The sequence below is a fragment of the Streptomyces sp. Mut1 genome (assembly GCF_030719295.1).
Classification (GTDB): domain Bacteria; phylum Actinomycetota; class Actinomycetes; order Streptomycetales; family Streptomycetaceae; genus Streptomyces; species Streptomyces castrisilvae.
Genome location: NZ_CP120997.1, coordinates 2074910 through 2090328, shown reverse-complemented (window position 1 = coordinate 2090328; position 15419 = coordinate 2074910). Strand labels below are relative to the sequence as shown.

15 protein-coding genes are annotated in these 15419 nt (G+C 72.4%); 5 read left to right on the top strand and 10 right to left on the bottom strand.

The window, feature by feature from the left end:
* Window positions 1-2: 2 nt before the first annotated feature.
* Both P8A18_RS08850 and P8A18_RS08845 read right to left on the bottom strand, forming a co-directional pair.
* The gene (locus P8A18_RS08850; RefSeq protein WP_306053282.1) at window positions 3-1244 is read right to left on the bottom strand and encodes a substrate-binding domain-containing protein; all 1242 of its coding nucleotides are present in this window, start codon (window positions 1242-1244) and stop codon (window positions 3-5) included.
* Between the two features lie 195 nt (window positions 1245-1439).
* Window positions 1440-2051: a TetR family transcriptional regulator gene (locus P8A18_RS08845; RefSeq protein ID WP_306053281.1), complete on the bottom strand. Its 612-nt coding sequence runs from the start codon at window positions 2049-2051 to the stop codon at window positions 1440-1442.
* A gap of 230 nt (window positions 2052-2281) precedes the next feature.
* On the opposite strand from P8A18_RS08845, the gene P8A18_RS08840 reads away from it, so the two are divergent.
* The 3 genes from P8A18_RS08840 (at window position 2282) to P8A18_RS08830 (ending at window position 5501) form a co-directional block, all read left to right on the top strand.
* Complete coding sequence (locus P8A18_RS08840) at window positions 2282-3613, top strand: glycosyltransferase family 4 protein (protein ID WP_306053279.1); 1332 nt, start codon at window positions 2282-2284, stop codon at window positions 3611-3613.
* A gap of 71 nt (window positions 3614-3684) precedes the next feature.
* Entirely contained in the window at window positions 3685-4431 is a 747-nt protein-coding gene (locus tag P8A18_RS08835) for a class I SAM-dependent methyltransferase (RefSeq protein ID WP_306053278.1), read from the top strand.
* Complete coding sequence (locus tag P8A18_RS08830; protein WP_018556385.1) at window positions 4428-5501, top strand: prenyltransferase/squalene oxidase repeat-containing protein; 1074 nt, start codon at window positions 4428-4430, stop codon at window positions 5499-5501. The genes P8A18_RS08835 and P8A18_RS08830 overlap by 4 nt, the downstream gene beginning before the upstream one ends.
* A gap of 19 nt (window positions 5502-5520) precedes the next feature.
* Here P8A18_RS08830 and P8A18_RS08825 read toward each other — a convergent pair whose 3' ends face one another.
* Window positions 5521-5811, bottom strand: coding sequence for a hypothetical protein (locus P8A18_RS08825; RefSeq protein WP_018556384.1), 291 nt, complete (start codon window positions 5809-5811; stop codon window positions 5521-5523).
* 101 nt (window positions 5812-5912) lie between these two features.
* On the opposite strand from P8A18_RS08825, the gene P8A18_RS08820 reads away from it, so the two are divergent.
* The gene (locus tag P8A18_RS08820) at window positions 5913-6689 is read left to right on the top strand and encodes a maleylpyruvate isomerase family mycothiol-dependent enzyme (RefSeq protein ID WP_306053276.1); all 777 of its coding nucleotides are present in this window, start codon (window positions 5913-5915) and stop codon (window positions 6687-6689) included.
* 93 nt (window positions 6690-6782) lie between these two features.
* On the top strand, window positions 6783-7823 hold the full coding sequence (locus P8A18_RS08815) for a PHP domain-containing protein (protein ID WP_306053275.1): 1041 nt from the start codon (window positions 6783-6785) through the stop codon (window positions 7821-7823).
* Here the strand turns inward: P8A18_RS08815 and P8A18_RS08810 are convergent.
* From P8A18_RS08810 to P8A18_RS08780, 7 genes are all read right to left on the bottom strand, one after another.
* Entirely contained in the window at window positions 7816-8823 is a 1008-nt protein-coding gene (locus P8A18_RS08810) for an LLM class F420-dependent oxidoreductase (protein WP_306053274.1), read from the bottom strand. The two genes, P8A18_RS08815 and P8A18_RS08810, sit on opposite strands and share 8 nt — an antisense overlap.
* Before the next feature lie 106 nt (window positions 8824-8929).
* Window positions 8930-9712 (bottom strand): DUF5336 domain-containing protein, encoded by a 783-nt coding sequence (locus P8A18_RS08805; RefSeq protein WP_306053272.1) that lies wholly within the window; start codon window positions 9710-9712, stop codon window positions 8930-8932.
* A gap of 223 nt (window positions 9713-9935) precedes the next feature.
* Entirely contained in the window at window positions 9936-10868 is a 933-nt protein-coding gene (locus tag P8A18_RS08800; RefSeq protein WP_306053271.1) for an N-acetylmuramoyl-L-alanine amidase, read from the bottom strand.
* An 81-nt stretch (window positions 10869-10949) separates the two neighbouring features.
* Window positions 10950-11537 carry a class I SAM-dependent methyltransferase gene (locus P8A18_RS08795; protein WP_371933765.1) on the bottom strand — a complete coding sequence of 196 codons (588 nt, stop codon included), beginning with the start codon at window positions 11535-11537 and terminating at the stop codon, window positions 10950-10952.
* Window positions 11538-11709: 172 nt separating this feature from the next.
* Window positions 11710-13038, bottom strand: coding sequence for a M20/M25/M40 family metallo-hydrolase (locus P8A18_RS08790; RefSeq protein WP_306053267.1), 1329 nt, complete (start codon window positions 13036-13038; stop codon window positions 11710-11712).
* Window positions 13035-14423 carry a cytosine permease gene (locus P8A18_RS08785; RefSeq protein WP_306053265.1) on the bottom strand — a complete coding sequence of 463 codons (1389 nt, stop codon included), beginning with the start codon at window positions 14421-14423 and terminating at the stop codon, window positions 13035-13037. The genes P8A18_RS08790 and P8A18_RS08785 overlap by 4 nt, the downstream gene beginning before the upstream one ends.
* Window positions 14423-15376, bottom strand: coding sequence for a DUF1177 domain-containing protein (locus P8A18_RS08780; RefSeq protein WP_306053264.1), 954 nt, complete (start codon window positions 15374-15376; stop codon window positions 14423-14425). Before P8A18_RS08780 ends, P8A18_RS08785 begins: the two co-directional genes overlap by 1 nt.
* Window positions 15377-15419 lie beyond the last annotated feature (43 nt).

Sequence of the window (15419 nt, the reverse complement as noted above, 5' to 3'; positions counted from 1 at the left end):
GTTCAGCCCGCCGCGGGCTTCACGGGCGGGGCCACGGCGTCCATCTGCTCGGTGTCCAGCAGCTTCGGCTCGGCCGTCTTGCCCTTGCCGTCCAGCTTGGCCACGAACATCGGCTGGAGCAGCGCGTGGTCCTCGCCGCGCACCCGGGTCTGTCCCTTGACGCCGTCGAAGCTCCAGCCCTCCAGGGCCTTCACCATCGCGGCGGTGTCGGTGGCGCCGCCCTCCTCGATGGCGCGCACGATCATCTGCGCCGCGGTGAAGCCGTCCGGGGTGAACAGGTCGGGCCGGCCGCCGTCCTTCTTCACCGCGTCCAGCATCGCCTTCTCCACGGCGTTGTCACCGCCCGCGCCCGGGAAGTAGTGCGCCAGGAACGACACCTTGGAGCCGGCGGCCCCGAAGACCGGGTACGAGGCGGTGCCGGCCAGGCCGGTGACCACCTTGCTCGCGCCGAGTACGCCCTGCTGGTCCAGCGCGGTCCACAGCGCCGGGGCGGTCGACCCGGCCCAGGCGACGAAGACCAGGTCGGGCCCGCCCGCCTTGACCTGCCGGGCGAACGGCGTCAGGTCCGTCGCGCTGGGCGGCGCCAGCACCGAGCCCACCTTCGCGCCCTTCTCGCCGAGCACCGCCTTGACGGCGGCCACGTTGGCCTGGCCGAAGGTGGAGTCCTGGGCGAGCACCGTGACCTTCTTGCCCTTGGCGTCCCCGAGCATCGTCCCCGCCGTCAGGATGTCCTGGTAGGACTGGCGGCCGGAGCGGAAGGTGTAGTCGTTGATGCCGGTCACCGCGTCGGTGGCGGCCGGGCCGCAGATGTAGAGCACCTTGTTCTGGGCGGCGAGCGGGGCCATCTGGAGGGCGACACCGGAGTCGGTGGTGCCGGCCAGCACCTTGTAGCCCTTGCCGATGAGGTTCTTCGCGGCGGACACGGCCTTGCCCGGGTCGCCCGCGTCGTCCTGCTCGGTGACCTCGATGGGGTGGCCGCCGGCCTTGCGGGTGCCCTTGGTGGCGTAGTCCAGGCCGGCCATGAAGCCGTCGCGGTACTGCTTGCCGTAGTCGGCCAGCAGCCCGGTCCTGGAGTACACCAGGCCGACCTTCACGGCCGAGTCGTCGGCGGACTCCGCGGAGTCGGACCCGCCCGCCTTCCCGGCGGCGGTGCAGCCGGTCAGCAGCAGGCCGGCCGCGGCCAGGACGGCGACGGTACGGACGGGGGTGAGGGATCTGAGGGATCTGCGGGCTGTGCGGGGCATGGTGACCGGCTCCTCGGCGTGTTCCTGTGATGTCGCCGAACCGTATGAACACCGTGCCGTCGTCGATATGGTGCAGGGCACCCCACCTGGACCCCGGGGCGTGTGGGCGCCGCACATGGCAGGCGCCCGCCCGGGTCCAGGGCCTGTCTTCACACTGCCGTCGTCGCCCGGCAGACGGCAGTGTGAAGACAGGCCCTAGGGGGCCGGGTCCGGCGCCGACAGGTCGATCAGCCGGCACACCGTCTCGATGTCCGTGCGCACCTGCGCGATCGACGCCCGGCCCGAGAGCCAGGTGATCAGCGCCGAGTGCCAGGTGTGCTCGATCACCCGGACGGCGGAGAGCTGTTCCGGCGTCGGGTGGCCGGTGCCCATCGCGTCCAGGATGATCGCGGTCGTGAGCCGCGAGACCGTGTCCACCTCGGGGCTCACGCTGCGGTCCGCGAACGTCAGCGCCCGGACCATCGCGTCCGCGAGGTGCGGTTCGCGCTGCATCGCGCGAAAGGCCCGCATCAGGGTGTCGGTGACCCGGGCCGCCGCGTCGTCCCCGGCCGGGGGGCGCTTGCGGAGGGTCGTGTGCATGTGCTGGAGCTGGTCCTGCATGGTGGCGACGAGGAGGTGGACCTTGGACGGGAAGTACCGGTACAGGGTGCCGAGGGCGACCCCTGCGGCCTCCGCCACCTCGCGCATCTGGACGGCCTCGAAGCCGCCCTTGCCGGCGAGCTGGGCGCTGGCGTGCAGGATGCGGCGGCGGCGGGCCTCCTGGCGTTCCGTCAGGGGCGGCGATGCCGGTCTGGCTTCCGCTGTCATGTGTCCCATCCCCGTGGCTTGCGTCCGCGTCCGCGAGGGCGCGACGGCCGGTGCGGCGGCGCACAGCATGCCAGGGTGTGTGCCGTGGCGCGAATCACCTGATCCCGCCGTTGCACCGTCGCTACCTGCCGGTAGATTCGTAGCTCATTGAACGACCCGGTCTATAACTTGTTCTAGATTAGCGTGAGCGGTTACGCTCCGGCGAACACGCAGTGAGAAGGGGGCCGAGTGTGACCGCTGAGGCCATAGAGTCGGGCCCCCGCACGGGCCCGGGTACGTCGGGCACGGGCGACGGAGACGGCCCCCTGCGCATCGCACTCCTCACGTACAAGGGCAATCCTTTCTGCGGCGGACAGGGCGTCTACGTACGCCACCTCGCCCGGGAGCTCGCCCGCCTCGGCCACAGCGTCGAAGTCATCGGCGCCCAGCCCTACCCCGTGCTCGACGAGGACGTCCCGCTCACCGAACTGCCGAGCCTCGACCTCTACCGGCAGCCCGACCCGTTCCGTACCCCGAAGCGCGGCGAGTACCGGGACTGGATCGACGCCGCCGAGGTCGCCACCATGTGGACCGGCGGCTTCCCCGAACCGCTCACCTTCAGCCTGCGGGCCCGGCGCCACCTCGCCGCCCGCCGCGGCGAGTTCGACGTCATCCACGACAACCAGACGCTCGGCTACGGGCTGCTCGGCGACCTCGGCGCCCCGCTGGTCACCACGATCCACCACCCCATCACCGTCGACCGGCAGCTCGACCTGGACGCGGCCCCCAACCGCCGCCGCCGCGCCTCCGTACGCCGCTGGTACGCCTTCACCCGCATGCAGAAGCGGGTCGCGCGCCGGCTGCCGTCCGTGCTCACCGTCTCCGGCTCCTCCAGGCAGGAGATCGTGGACCACCTCGGGGTGGACCCCCGCCGCGTCCAGGTCGTCCACATCGGCGCCGACACCGACCTGTGGTCGCCCGACCCCTCGGTCGCCGAGGTCCCCGGCCGGATCGTCACCACCTCCAGCGCCGACGTCCCGCTCAAGGGTCTCGTCCACCTCGTCGAGGCCCTCGCCAAGCTCCGCACCGGCAACCCCGCGGCCCACCTCGTCGTCGTCGGGCGCCGCGCCGAGGACGGGCCGGTCGCCCAGGCCATCGAGCGGCACGGGCTCTCGGACGCCGTCGAGTTCGTCAAGGGCATCAGCGACACCGAGCTGGTCGACCTGGTGCGCGGCGCCCGGATCGCCTGCGTCCCCTCCCTGTACGAGGGCTTCTCGCTGCCCGCCGCCGAGGCCATGGCCACCGGCACCCCGCTCGTCGCCACCACCGGAGGAGCGATCCCCGAGGTGGCCGGCGCGGACGGCGAGACCTGCCTCGCGGTGCCGCCCGCCGACCCCGGCGCCCTCGCGGACGCGCTCGGCCGGCTGCTCGGCGACGCGGAGCTGCGCGCCCGGCTCGGGGCCGCGGGGCGCGAGCGGGTGCTCGCCCGGTTCACCTGGAAGCAGGCCGCGATAGGCACCGCCGCCCTCTACCGGCAGGCGATCGCCGCCCGCGCCGCGACCGGCCCCGGCGGCCGGCGATGAACCCGGCCCGCCCGCCGGGCCCCTGACTCCCCTGACCACCCTCCCGACCCCGACCGCGAAAGCAGGCATTCGTGCTGACCGTGGACTTCACCCGCTTCCCGCTCGCCGCAGGCGACCGAGTGCTCGACCTGGGCTGCGGCGCCGGACGCCACGCCTTCGAGTGCTACCGGCGCGGCGCCCAGGTGGTGGCCCTCGACCAGAACGGCGAGGAGATCCGCGAGGTCGCGAAGTGGTTCGCCGCGATGAAGGAGGCCGGGGAGGCACCCGAGGGCGCCACCGCCACCGCGATGGAGGGCGACGCGCTGAACCTGCCGTTCCCCGACGAGTCCTTCGACGTCGTGATCATCTCCGAGGTCATGGAACACATCCCCGACGACAAGGGCGTGCTCGCCGAGATGGTCCGGGTCCTCAGGCCCGGCGGCCGGATCGCCGTCACCGTCCCGCGCTACGGCCCCGAGAAGGTCTGCTGGGCCCTCTCCGACGCCTACCACGAGGTCGAGGGCGGCCACATCCGCATCTACAAGGCCGATGAGCTTCTGGGCAGGATGCGCGGCGCCGGCCTCAAGCCGTACGGCACCCACCACGCCCACGCCCTGCACGCGCCGTACTGGTGGCTCAAGTGCGCCTTCGGGGTCGACAACGACAAGGCGCTGCCGGTGCGGGCGTACCACAAGCTGCTGGTCTGGGACATCATGAAGAAGCCGCTGGCCACCCGGGTCACCGAGCAACTGCTGAACCCGGTCGTCGGCAAGAGCTTCGTGGCCTACGCGACCAAGCCGCACCTGCCCGTCGCCGCGGCAGCCGAGGCCGAGGCGTGAGCCTTCCCGAGCGGACCGAACACCTCGTCCTGCCCGGAGTCCTCACCGCCGCGCAGGCCACCGAGACCGTCGCCGCCGTGCTCGCCGTGCAGCGCCCGGACGGCGCGATCCCGTGGTTCCGCGGCCACCACCTCGACCCGTGGGACCACACCGAGGCCGCCATGGCCCTGGACGCCGCCGGTGAGCACGCCGCCGCGGAACGCGCGTACGAGTGGCTGGCCCGCCACCAGAACGAGGACGGCTCCTGGTACGCCGCCTACCACGACGGCGACCCGCTGCGGCCGACCGACCTCGGCCTGGAGTCCAACTTCTGCGCCTACGTGGCCGTCGGCGTCTGGCACCACTACCTCGCCACCGGCGACGACGCCTTCGTCGACCGGATGTGGCCGACGGTCTTCGCGGCCGTCGAGTTCGTCCTGCGGCTCCAGCTGCCCGGCGGCCAGATCGGCTGGAAGCGGGAGGCCGACGGCACGCCCGTCACGGACGCGCTGCTGACCGGCTCCTCCTCCATCCACCAGGCGCTGCGCTGCGCGCTCGCCATCGCCGAGCGCCGTGAGGAGCCCCAGCCGGACTGGGAGCTGGCGACCGGCGCGCTCGCCCACGCGATCCGCAGCCACCCGGAACGCTTCCTCGACAAGAGCCAGTACTCGATGGACTGGTACTACCCGGTCCTCGGCGGCGCCGTCACCGGCACGGCCGCCAAGGAGCGGATCGAGGAGGGCTGGGACCGTTTCGTCGTCCCGGACCTCGGGGTGCGCTGTGTGCTGCCCAACCCGTGGGTGACCGGCGGCGAGAGCTGCGAACTGGCCCTCGCCCTCTGGGTCATGGGCGAGTCGGACCGGGCGCTGGAGATCCTCCAGTCCATCCAGCACCTGCGGGCGGACGGCGGCATGTACTGGACGGGGTACGTCTTCGAGGGCAACCGGGCGTTCTGGCCCGAGGAGCACACCTCGTGGACCGCCGGTTCCCTCCTGCTGGCGGTGGCCGCGCTCGGGGGCGACGAGGCGACCACCGCGGTCTTCAGCGGTGAACGGCTCCCGAAGGGCCTTGAGCCGGACTGCTGCGGCTGAGGGCTCCGGGGAGGTTCCGTCAGCGCCGGATGCGGCCTGCCACGGCGTGCCCGATGAACAGGTACACCAGGGCGGCCAGGCCGTATCCGGCGACGACGTTGGCCCAGGCCCGGTCGAAGGTGAACAGGTCGTGCGACCAGCCCGCGAGCCACCGTGCGGTGTCGCGTACGAACTCCACCAGCTCGTTGCCCCGGTTCGCGTCGAGCAGGTACATCAGGATCCACAGGCCGATGATGAAGGCCATGACGTCGGCCACCACGGCGATGACACGTGCCGCGGTGATGCTTCCACTGCCTCTGCTGTAGGACATGGACTCCGCGTTGCCCCTTTCGCCGCGCCGAAACCCGCACGGCCCGCGGCCCGGCGGATATCCGCATGTGGGGGGAGCCTCGATCGCACTAGGGTGCGAGCATGGATCTTCGCGCGCATGGGCGCTACTGCGATGAAATCGTCCGGCTGACCGGTGAGTTGAGGGCGACGGTCAAGGGGGCCGACCTCGACGCCACCGTGCCGACGTGCCCGGACTGGACGCTGCGCGAACTCGCCCAGCACGTCGGCCGCGCCCACCGCTGGGCCGGCGAGATCGTCCGCACCCGCGCCACCGAGGCGGTCGCCCCCGAGAAGGTGCCGGCGCACACCCCCGAGGGCGACGGCCCCGACGCGCTCGACGCCTGGCTCGCGGACGGGGCGGCCGGGACCGCCGCCGCGCTGCGGGAGGCGGGGCCCGAGGCCGAGGTCTGGAGCTGGGCCTGGGAGCGGCGCGCCGGCTTCTGGTCGCGGCGCATGGCCCTGGAGACCGTCGTCCACCTCGCGGACGCGGCCCTCACCGCGAAGGTCCCGTACACGATGTCCCCCGAGCTGGCCGCGGACACGATCGACGAGTGGCTCCAGATCGTCGCCTTCGCCCAGGCCCAGGGCGATCCGGAGATGGCCGAGCTGCGCGGGGCCGGGCGCTCCCTGCACCTGCACGCCACCGACGTGCCCGACGCCGAATGGCTGATCGAGCTGGGCGAGGACGGTGTCACCTGGCGCCGGGCGCACGGGAAGGCGAACGTGGCGCTGCGGGGGCCGCTCACCGACCTGATGCTGGTCTTCAACCGGCGCCTGGCCCCGGACAGCGACCGGGTGGAGGTGCTGGGCGACGCCGCGCTGCTGGACCTCTGGCTGGCGCGTACGTCCTTCGGCTGAGGACGGCGGGCCCTCCGGTGTGCGGGCCGGGCGGTGCTGGGCCAAGCTGGACGGGGCGGCCGAAACCGCCCCGTCCCGCACGAGGAGGTGCCGATGGACCCGGTCGGGGCCCTGGAGCGGATCGCCTTTCTGCTGGAACGCGACAGCGCGGTCACCTACCGCGTCCGGGCCTTCCGCACCGCCGCGCGGACCGTCGCCGCGATGGACGACGGCGAACTGGACCGGCGGCTGGCGGACGGCTCCCTGGAACGCGTCAAGGGCATCGGCCCCCGCACCGCCCAGGTCATCCGTGAGGCGGCGGCGGGCGAGACCCCCGGCTACCTGGACCGGCTGGAGTCCGGGGCCCGGAGCGCGGGCCCGCTCGCGAAGGGCGGCGAGCACCTGCTCTCCCTGCTGCGCGGTGACTGCCACACGCACTCCGACTGGTCGGACGGCGGCAGCCCCATCGAGGAGATGGGCCGCGCCGCCGCCGAGCTGGGCCACGACTGGACGGTGCTCACCGACCACTCGCCCCGGCTCACCGTCGCGAACGGCCTCTCGCCGCAGCGGCTGCGCCGGCAGCTCGCCGAGATCGCCGAACTCAACGAGTGCTGGGCGCCGTTCAGGCTCCTCACCGGCATCGAGTGCGACATCAACCTCGACGGCACCCTCGACCAGGAGGAGGACCTGCTGGAGCAGGTGGACCTCGTGGTGGTCTCCGTCCACTCCAAACTCCGCATGGACCCCGCCCCGATGACCCGGCGCATGCTCGCCGCCGTCCGTCACCCGCAGGCGAACGTCCTCGGCCACTGCACCGGCCGCCTGCTCACCGGCCGGGGCCGTCCCGAGTCCACCTTCGACGCGGACGAGGTCTTCGCCGCCTGCGCCGAGTCGGGCACGGCCGTGGAGATCAACAGCCGGCCCGAACGCCTGGACCCGCCCCGCCGCCTCCTTCGCCGGGCCGTCGCGGCGGGCACCCTGTTCGCCGTCGACACCGACGCCCACGCACCGGGCCAGCTGGACTGGCAGGCATACGGCTGTGCCCGCGCCGAGGAGTGCGAGGTCCCACCGGAACGCGTGGTCACCACCTGGCCGGCCGGCGAACTGCTCGACTGGACCCGCGAGGGCAAAGTCCCGGAACGCGGCACTAGTTGAGCTCCGCCAGCACCCGCAGCGTGTCCGGGTCCGGCGCCGTCACCAGCAGGTCGGTGACCGGGCCCGCGCGCCACGCCTCCAGGCGTTCCGCGATCCGTTCCCTCGGGCCGACCAGGGAGATCTCGTCGGCGAACGCGTCCGGCACGGCCATCACCGCCTCCTCCTTGCGGCCCTGGAGGAACAGGCGCTGGATGCGGTGCGCCTCCTCCTCGTAGCCCATCCGCGCCATCAGATCCGCGTGGAAGTTGCGGGCGGCGGCCCCCATGCCGCCGATGTAGAAGCCGAGCATCGCCTTCACCGGCAGGAGGCCCTCGGCGACGTCGTCGCAGACCCGGGCCCGTGCCATCGGCGCGACCATGAAGCCCTCGGGGAGGCCGGTGAGCGCGGCCTCGTAGACGTCGGTGCGCTGCGGTGACCAGTACAGCGGCAGCCAGCCGTCCGCGATCCGGGTGGTCTGCGCGATGTTCTTCGGCCCCTCCGCGCCCAGCAGCACCGGGAGGGAGGCACGCAGCGGGTGGGTGATCGGCTTCAGCGCCTTGCCGAGGCCGGTGGCGTCCGGGCCGCGGTACGGGTGCGGGTGGAAGCGGCCGTCCAGTTCCACGGGGGCCTCGCGGCGCAGCACCTGGCGGATCACGTCCACGTACTCGCGGGTCGCGGTCAGCGGGCTCGCCGGGAACGGGCGCCCGTACCAGCCCTCCACGACCTGCGGGCCCGAGAGGCCGAGGCCGAGCATCATCCGGCCGCCGGAGAGGTGGTCGAGGGTCAGTGCGTGCATGGCCGTCGCGGTGGGGGTGCGGGCCGCCATCTGCGCGATGGCCGTGCCCAGACGGATGCGGGAGGTGTGGGCGGCGATCCAGGTCAGCGGGGTGAAGGCGTCCGAACCCCAGGCCTCCGACGTCCACACCGAGGCGTAGCCCAGGTCCTCCGCCGCGCGCGCCAGCTCCAGCTGGGCCGCGTCCGGGCCGCGGCCCCAGTAACCGAGAGCGAGTCCGAGCCGCATTCCGCTGCCTCCCCGGGATTCTGACGTGGCATCAGCTATCCCGGGAGGGTACGGCAGCGGCCCCCCGCCCGGAAGGGGCGAAGGGCCGCCGGCTGGGCGCGGGGCGTCAGCCGCGCTGGATGCCCGTGGTGTCCTGGAGGACGCCGCGACGGCCGTCCTGCGTCTGGGCGATCAGCGCGGCACCGCGCTGCTCGACCGCGAGGTACCAGGTGCCCGGCGCCAGTTCGGCGATCGGGGCCTGCGAACCGTCCTCGTTGTACAGCTGGCGGGCCACCGGCACCGCGAACCAGAACGGGGTGAACTCACCGGACTGCCCGCCGGCCGCCGGCGCCTGCGGGGCCGGGGCCTGCGCCTGCTGGGCGTCGGGCTGACCGACCTGCTGCGGGGCACCGTACGGCTGGGGCTGGCCCGGCTGACCGCCGAAGGAGGCCTGCGGGCCGCCCGGGTAGCCGTAGCCCTGGCCCGGCTGGGCGCCGTACGGCGGCACGGCCTGCGGCTTCGGGGCGCCCGCGAGCGGGGCCTTGAGGGCCGGGACCAGCGGGGCGGCGACCGCGCCGCCGGCCAGCACCAGGGAGGCGATGAAGCCGAGGATCAGACCGGCGCCGGCGTCGATCTGGCCGAGGTCGATGATCGTCCAGAACATGTTCCACGCCGTGAAGACCGTGGCGGCGACGCCGAATGGGGCGAGGTCGAGGCCGAGGACCTTGCGCGGCTGGGGCTGCGAACGGGAGAGCACGATCAGTGCCGCTCCGATCACCCCGACCATGTAGACGCCGATGCCGTTGCCCAGGGAGTCCCAGGAGTTGGGCGCGTCGATGTGGCTGCTTCCGTAGTCGACGTAGTCGAGGAAAGAGGCGATGAACAGCACGACCGCTGCTCCGATCACCACGCCATCGCCTCGAGTGAGGGAGCGGATATTCACGTGAAGGTCCTTAGTCGGTCGTCTCGTCGGGGCGGTCGTCGCTGGCACCGCGTCTACGGCGGGCACGGCACGTAGCTCGGGAACGGCTCCCCATCGTACGGATGAATCTATCGTCTGATCGGCCGGGTTGTGTTCCTGCCCGGTTGGTGCGCGGACATCCTCCCGAATTCATCGCAGAACCACCTCTTGCCTACCCCTTGAGGAAGCTGCTGATGCCGTCGGCGATGCCCTGGGCGGCCTTCTGGCGCCAGCCGGGACTGGTGAGCAGGGCGGCGTCCTTGGGATCACGCATATTGCCGCATTCGATGAAGACTTTGGGCACGGTCGACAAATTAAGTCCGCCAAGATCCTTGCGGACGTCCAAACCGGTATTGCCGCCTACGTAATTGGAAGGGGAACTTCCGGTACTGCGTACGAACAGTCCGGCGATACGGGTACCGAGATCGCGCGAGGGCGCGACGATCTTCGAGGTGTCCGCGCCCCCGCCGCGCACCGATGCGGGCAGAATCACATGGAAGCCCCGGTTGCCGACGGCCGATCCGTCCGCGTGGATCGAGACCACCGCGTCCGCGTGCGCCTTGTTGCCGATGCGCGCCCGCTCGTCCACGCACGGTCCGAACTCCCGGTCCCCGTCGTACGTCAGGATCACCGTCGCGCCCTGGGCCCGCAGCAGCGTCCGCAGCCGGTGCGCGACGTCGAGGTTGAACGCCGCCTCCGCGTAACCCCCGTTGGTGGATGTGCCGGTGGTGTCGCACTCCTTGTGCCCGGTCCCGATCTCCACCTGGCGGTTGATCTCGGCGGTGTGCAGGTGGTTGGCCGGGTTGTGCCCGGGGTCGATGACGACCGTACGGCCGGACAGCGGGCCCGAGGGGGCGGCCGGCGGCTTCGAGGGCGGCGCGGACGGGGACGCGCTCGTGCGCGACGGCGTCGGGGAGCGGGACGGGGAGGGCGGAGCCGGGTCGGCGGACGGGGTGACCGTCCCGGTGGCGCTCGGGCCCGGCCGGGCCTGCGCGGTGCCGCCGTCGCCGCCGCAGCCGGCGAGACCCAGGCACATCAGGGCCGCCGCCGCCGCGAGCAGGACCGGGCGGCGCGGGGTGGGGGGAACGCTCTCGTCGTGACGCACCCGGCGATGCTATCCGCCGAGGGCGGCGGCGTCCGGGGCGTTCACGGACCGGCCGGGAACACCCGGGGCAGGCCCCCGCCCTCAGATCCCCGGCCCCGTGCGCCGCAGGACGCGCAGCGAGTCCGTGACGGAGACCTCCGTGAACGCCCCCGACTCCAGCGCCCGCAGATACACCCGGTAAGGGGCCTGCCCGCCGTGCGCCGGGTCCGGGAAGACGTCGTGGATCACCAGCAGCCCGCCCTCGGCGACATGCGGCGCCCAGCCCTCGTAGTCACCGTTCGCGTGCTCGTCGGTGTGGCCGCCGTCGATGAAGACGAGGCCGAGCCTGCCGCTCCACACCGCCGCGACCTGCGGCGAGCGCCCCACCAGCGCCACCACGTGGTTCTCCAGGCCCGCCGCGTGCAGCGTCCTGCGGAACGTGGGCAGCGTGTCCATCCGGCCGACCTCGGGGTCCACCACCGTCGGGTCGTGGTACTCCCAGCCCGGCTGCTGTTCCTCGCTGCCCCGGTGGTGGTCGACGGTGAGCGCGGTCACGCCCGCCGTACGGGCCGCGTCGGCGAGCAGGATCGTGGAACGCCCGCAGTAGGTGCCGACCTCCAGCAGCGGCAGGCCCAGCGCCGCCGCCCCGGCCGCGGCGTCGTACAGCGCGAGCCCCTCGACCACCGGCATGAAGCCCTTGGCGGCCTGGAACGCGGCGAGAATCTCCGGCTTGGGCTCGGCGGACACGGGGTTCCTCCTGGTGGGACGGGTACGGCGACGACGGGCGGGCGACGGCGCCTTATCGTGCCGTACGCCCCCGCCGAAGGTACCGGCGGGGGCGTACGGCGGGGCCCGCGCGGGCTCAGCAGCTCTGCCAGAGGCGGGTCATGACACGGACGCCGAAGCGCAGCCCCTCCAGCGGGACGCGCTCGTCCACCCCGTGGAAGAGGCGGCCGTAGTCCAGGTCGTGCGGCAGCTTCAGGCCCTTGAAGCCGAAGCAGCGGATGCCCAGGTGGGTGAAGGCCTTGGCGTCCGTGCCGCCCGGGTTGCAGTACGGCACCGGGTGGCCGTCCGGGTCCTCGGCGCGCACCGCCGCGCACATGGCGTCCACGAGCGGGCCGTCGAACGCCGTCTCCATCGCGATGTCGTGGTTGACCCACTCGCGGCTGACCGAGGGCAGCAGGAGCCTGTCGATGGTGTCGATCAGCTCCTGCTCGTGGCCGGGCAGGAAGCGGCCGTCCACACGGGCGGTGGCCTTTCCGGGGATGACGTTGGTCTGGTAGCCGGCGTCGAACATGGTGGGGTTCGCCGAGTTGCGCAGGACCACCTGCATGAAGTCGGCGACCGGGCCCAGCTTCGCGAGGCTGCCCTCGATGTCGTCCTCGTCGAACTCGACCCCGTAGAGCCGGGCGGCCTCTTCGAGCAGGGCGCGGACCGGTTCGATCAGCCGGACCGGGAAGGTCTCGCGGCCGATCCGGGTCAGCGACTCCGCGAGGTCGGTGACCGCGTTCTCGTCGTTGGGGGACGAGCCGTGACCGGCCCGGCCGGTGGCGGTCAGCTCCATCCAGGCCATGCCGCGCTGGGCGTTCTCGATCGGGTAGAGCCGCCGGGTGCCGTCGATGGCGAAGGAGAACCCGCCGCCCTCGCCGATCGCCTCGGTGACCCCGGCGAACAGCTCCGGGCGGTGCTCGACCAGCCAGTGGGCACCGAACTTGCCGCCCGCCTCCTCGTCGGCGAGGAAGGCCAGGACCAGATCGCGCGAGGGCTTCGTCCCGGTGCGGGCGAAGTGCCGGGCGGTGGCCAGCATCACGGCCACCGTGTCCTTCATGTCGATCGCGCCCCGGCCCCAGAGGTAGCCGTCCCGGATCTCGCCGGAGAAGGGCGGCACCTGCCACTCGGCGGCGTCGGCCGGCACCACGTCCAGATGGCCGTGGACCAGCAGGGCGCCGCGCTCCGGGGCGCGCCCGGCGATCCGCGCGACGACGCTGGCCCGGCCCGGCGCGGACTCGATCAGCTCGGAGGCGATGCCCACGTCCGCGAGGCGGGCCGCGACCCACTCGGCGCTCGCGCGCTCGTCGCTCGTGGGGTTGGAGGTGTCGAACCTGATCAGCTCGGCGCAGAGGTCGACGACCTCGGCCTGGGCCTCGTCGGAGGCCGGGACCAGGGCGGGGGAATCGGATGCGGTGCTCATGCTGCTCCCACGGGGGTGGTGGTGCGGGCGGCGGGGGTGGTGCCGTCCTCGTCGTCCAGGGCGGAGGTGCCGTAGGGCCTGATCCAGCCCAGCAGGCCCAGGACGCTGTACAGGACGAAGGCGGTGGCCAGCGAGTTCAGGGCCGGGATGCCGCCGTCGTAGAACTTGCCGACGCAGAACGCGGCGACCCAGATGGCGAGGGACGCGGGGACCCAGGTCGGCGAGGACGCCGGCAGGGTCTCGGAGGCCCGGGTCTCGTCCAGCGGCCTGCGCATCCGCTTCACGATCCAGTACTCGGCCACGATGATGCCGCCGATCGGCGGGATCGCGACGCCGAGGATCGTGAGGAACTCGGTGAAGTGGCTCATGATCCCGACCGCGGACAGAAGCGTTCCGGCGACGCCGAGGACGATGGTGACCGCGCCGCGGTGGACGCGCTTGCCGAAGACGACCTGGAAGAAGTTGACGACGCCGAGCGAGGAGCCGTACAGGTTCCAGTCGTTGATCTTCGCCGTGGACATCAGGACGACGAGCACACCGAAGGCGCCGGAGGTGGAGAGCACGATGTGCGAGACCTCGCTGCTCTTGACCAGGTGGCCCAGGAGCACGCCGGTCAGGCCGACGATGTACTCGGAGAGGATCATGGACGAGGCGCTCTGCAGGAAGACGTGCGAGCCCTTGCGGTTGTAGCGGGTCATCTCCGGGGAGACGATCGCGCCCGTCATGTAGCCGCCCGCGATGGCGGTGGCCGCGACGGCCAGCGGGATCGTGTCGCCCGGCGGCGGCGAGTGGACCAGCTCGCTCAGCGAGTGGTCGTTCAGCGTGCGGATGACGGAGAAGGCCACCATCGCGAAGAAGAGCGGGGTGACGATCTTCGCGAAGTTCGCCATGTACTTGAACCCGAAGATCACCAGGGCGGTGATGGCGATGCCCGCGAGCACGCACCACATCCAGGACGGTCCGCCGACCAGCGCCGAGACGCTGTCGCCGAAGATCGTGTTCTGGACACCGAACCAGCCGACCAGGCTGACCGCGATCACGAAGCTGACCAGCGCGGAGCCGTTGCGGCCGAAGCCCACCCAGCGGGTCAGCATCGGGGTGGCGAGACCCTCGCGCATCCCGGCCAGGCCGATGGCGAAGATCACGACCTCCAGGATCACCGCGCCCAGCGTGAACGCCCAGAAGGCGTTGGCGAAGGTCATCCCGACACCGATGGTGGCGCCGAGCGTGAACTGCGAGATCGAACCGGACTGGGCCAGCCACTGGAGCAGCATCGACCAGAAACCGAACCGCTTGTCGCGCGGGACGCGCGAGAGCGCGTAGTCGTCGCTGCCGATGCTCTTGGCCTCACGGGCCACGGCACCGGACTGAGGGGCGGCTGCCATCAGGACTCCTGGGGTGTACGGCCGAAGGTCTGGAGGTGGGTCAGCGGGCCGTAGCGGCTGACGAGGTTGTCGAACTCCACGGCGTCGTGGAAGTCCAGCCGGCCGCCGCCGAAGGCCTTGGCGACCTCCACGGCGTAGCGGGCGGCCGACGCGATGTCGCTCTCGTGACTCGCGCCCGTCCCGCAGCCCGGCACCGCGGCGGCCGAGGTGACGGCCAGGCCGACCACGGGGGCGGCCGTGGCGGTGGAGGGCTGGAGGATCGAATTGATGTGGTGTGCACCGTTACCGTACGGCGTGATGTCCTGCGTGGTCACGGGGTACGTGACCAACGGCTCACCGGTCACCACGGCCAGCAGCTCGCCCAGCTGCTCGTTGACCCGCAGCACCCAGCCCTCCTTGACGGTGGGTGACAGGGCGAGGCCCTTGTGGTTGATGATCCGGTTGCCCTTGGTGGTGTCGATGGAGAGCACCGCCTCCATCTCGCCGGTCACCTCGTGCCGGTTCATGGTGGCGATGTCCACGGGCGAGCCCATGAACGGCACCGGGTCGTGCGGCTCGGTCGGCGCGCTCGGGCAGATGTGGGTGGCGACGATCACATCGCCGGGCAGCACATCGCCCCGGCGGCGCATGTCGAGCAGCTTCGCGGCGGCGGCGAGCGCCGAGACGGCCCCGTCCGCGTCGGAGACCAGGCCGGTGACCTCGGGCCGGGCGCCGATACCGCCGAGCCGGCCGACGACGCCGAGCGTGCGGGCGTCGCCCCCGGCCGTACGCCCACGGGAACCGGGGACGCGGACCGAGACGAAGTCCGTCGAGCCCCGCTCACCGGCCACGGTGGTGACCTGTGCGGACGAGCCCTCGGCCCCCGCCGCGGCGTCCAGGTAGTCGACGACCGTCCTGCCATCGGCCCGGGGGTCGTCGAGCAGGTCGACGAGGTCCAGTACGTACTTCAACATGGGGGGCCTTTCTCGCGCATCCGTCACACCCGTCCGGAGCCCG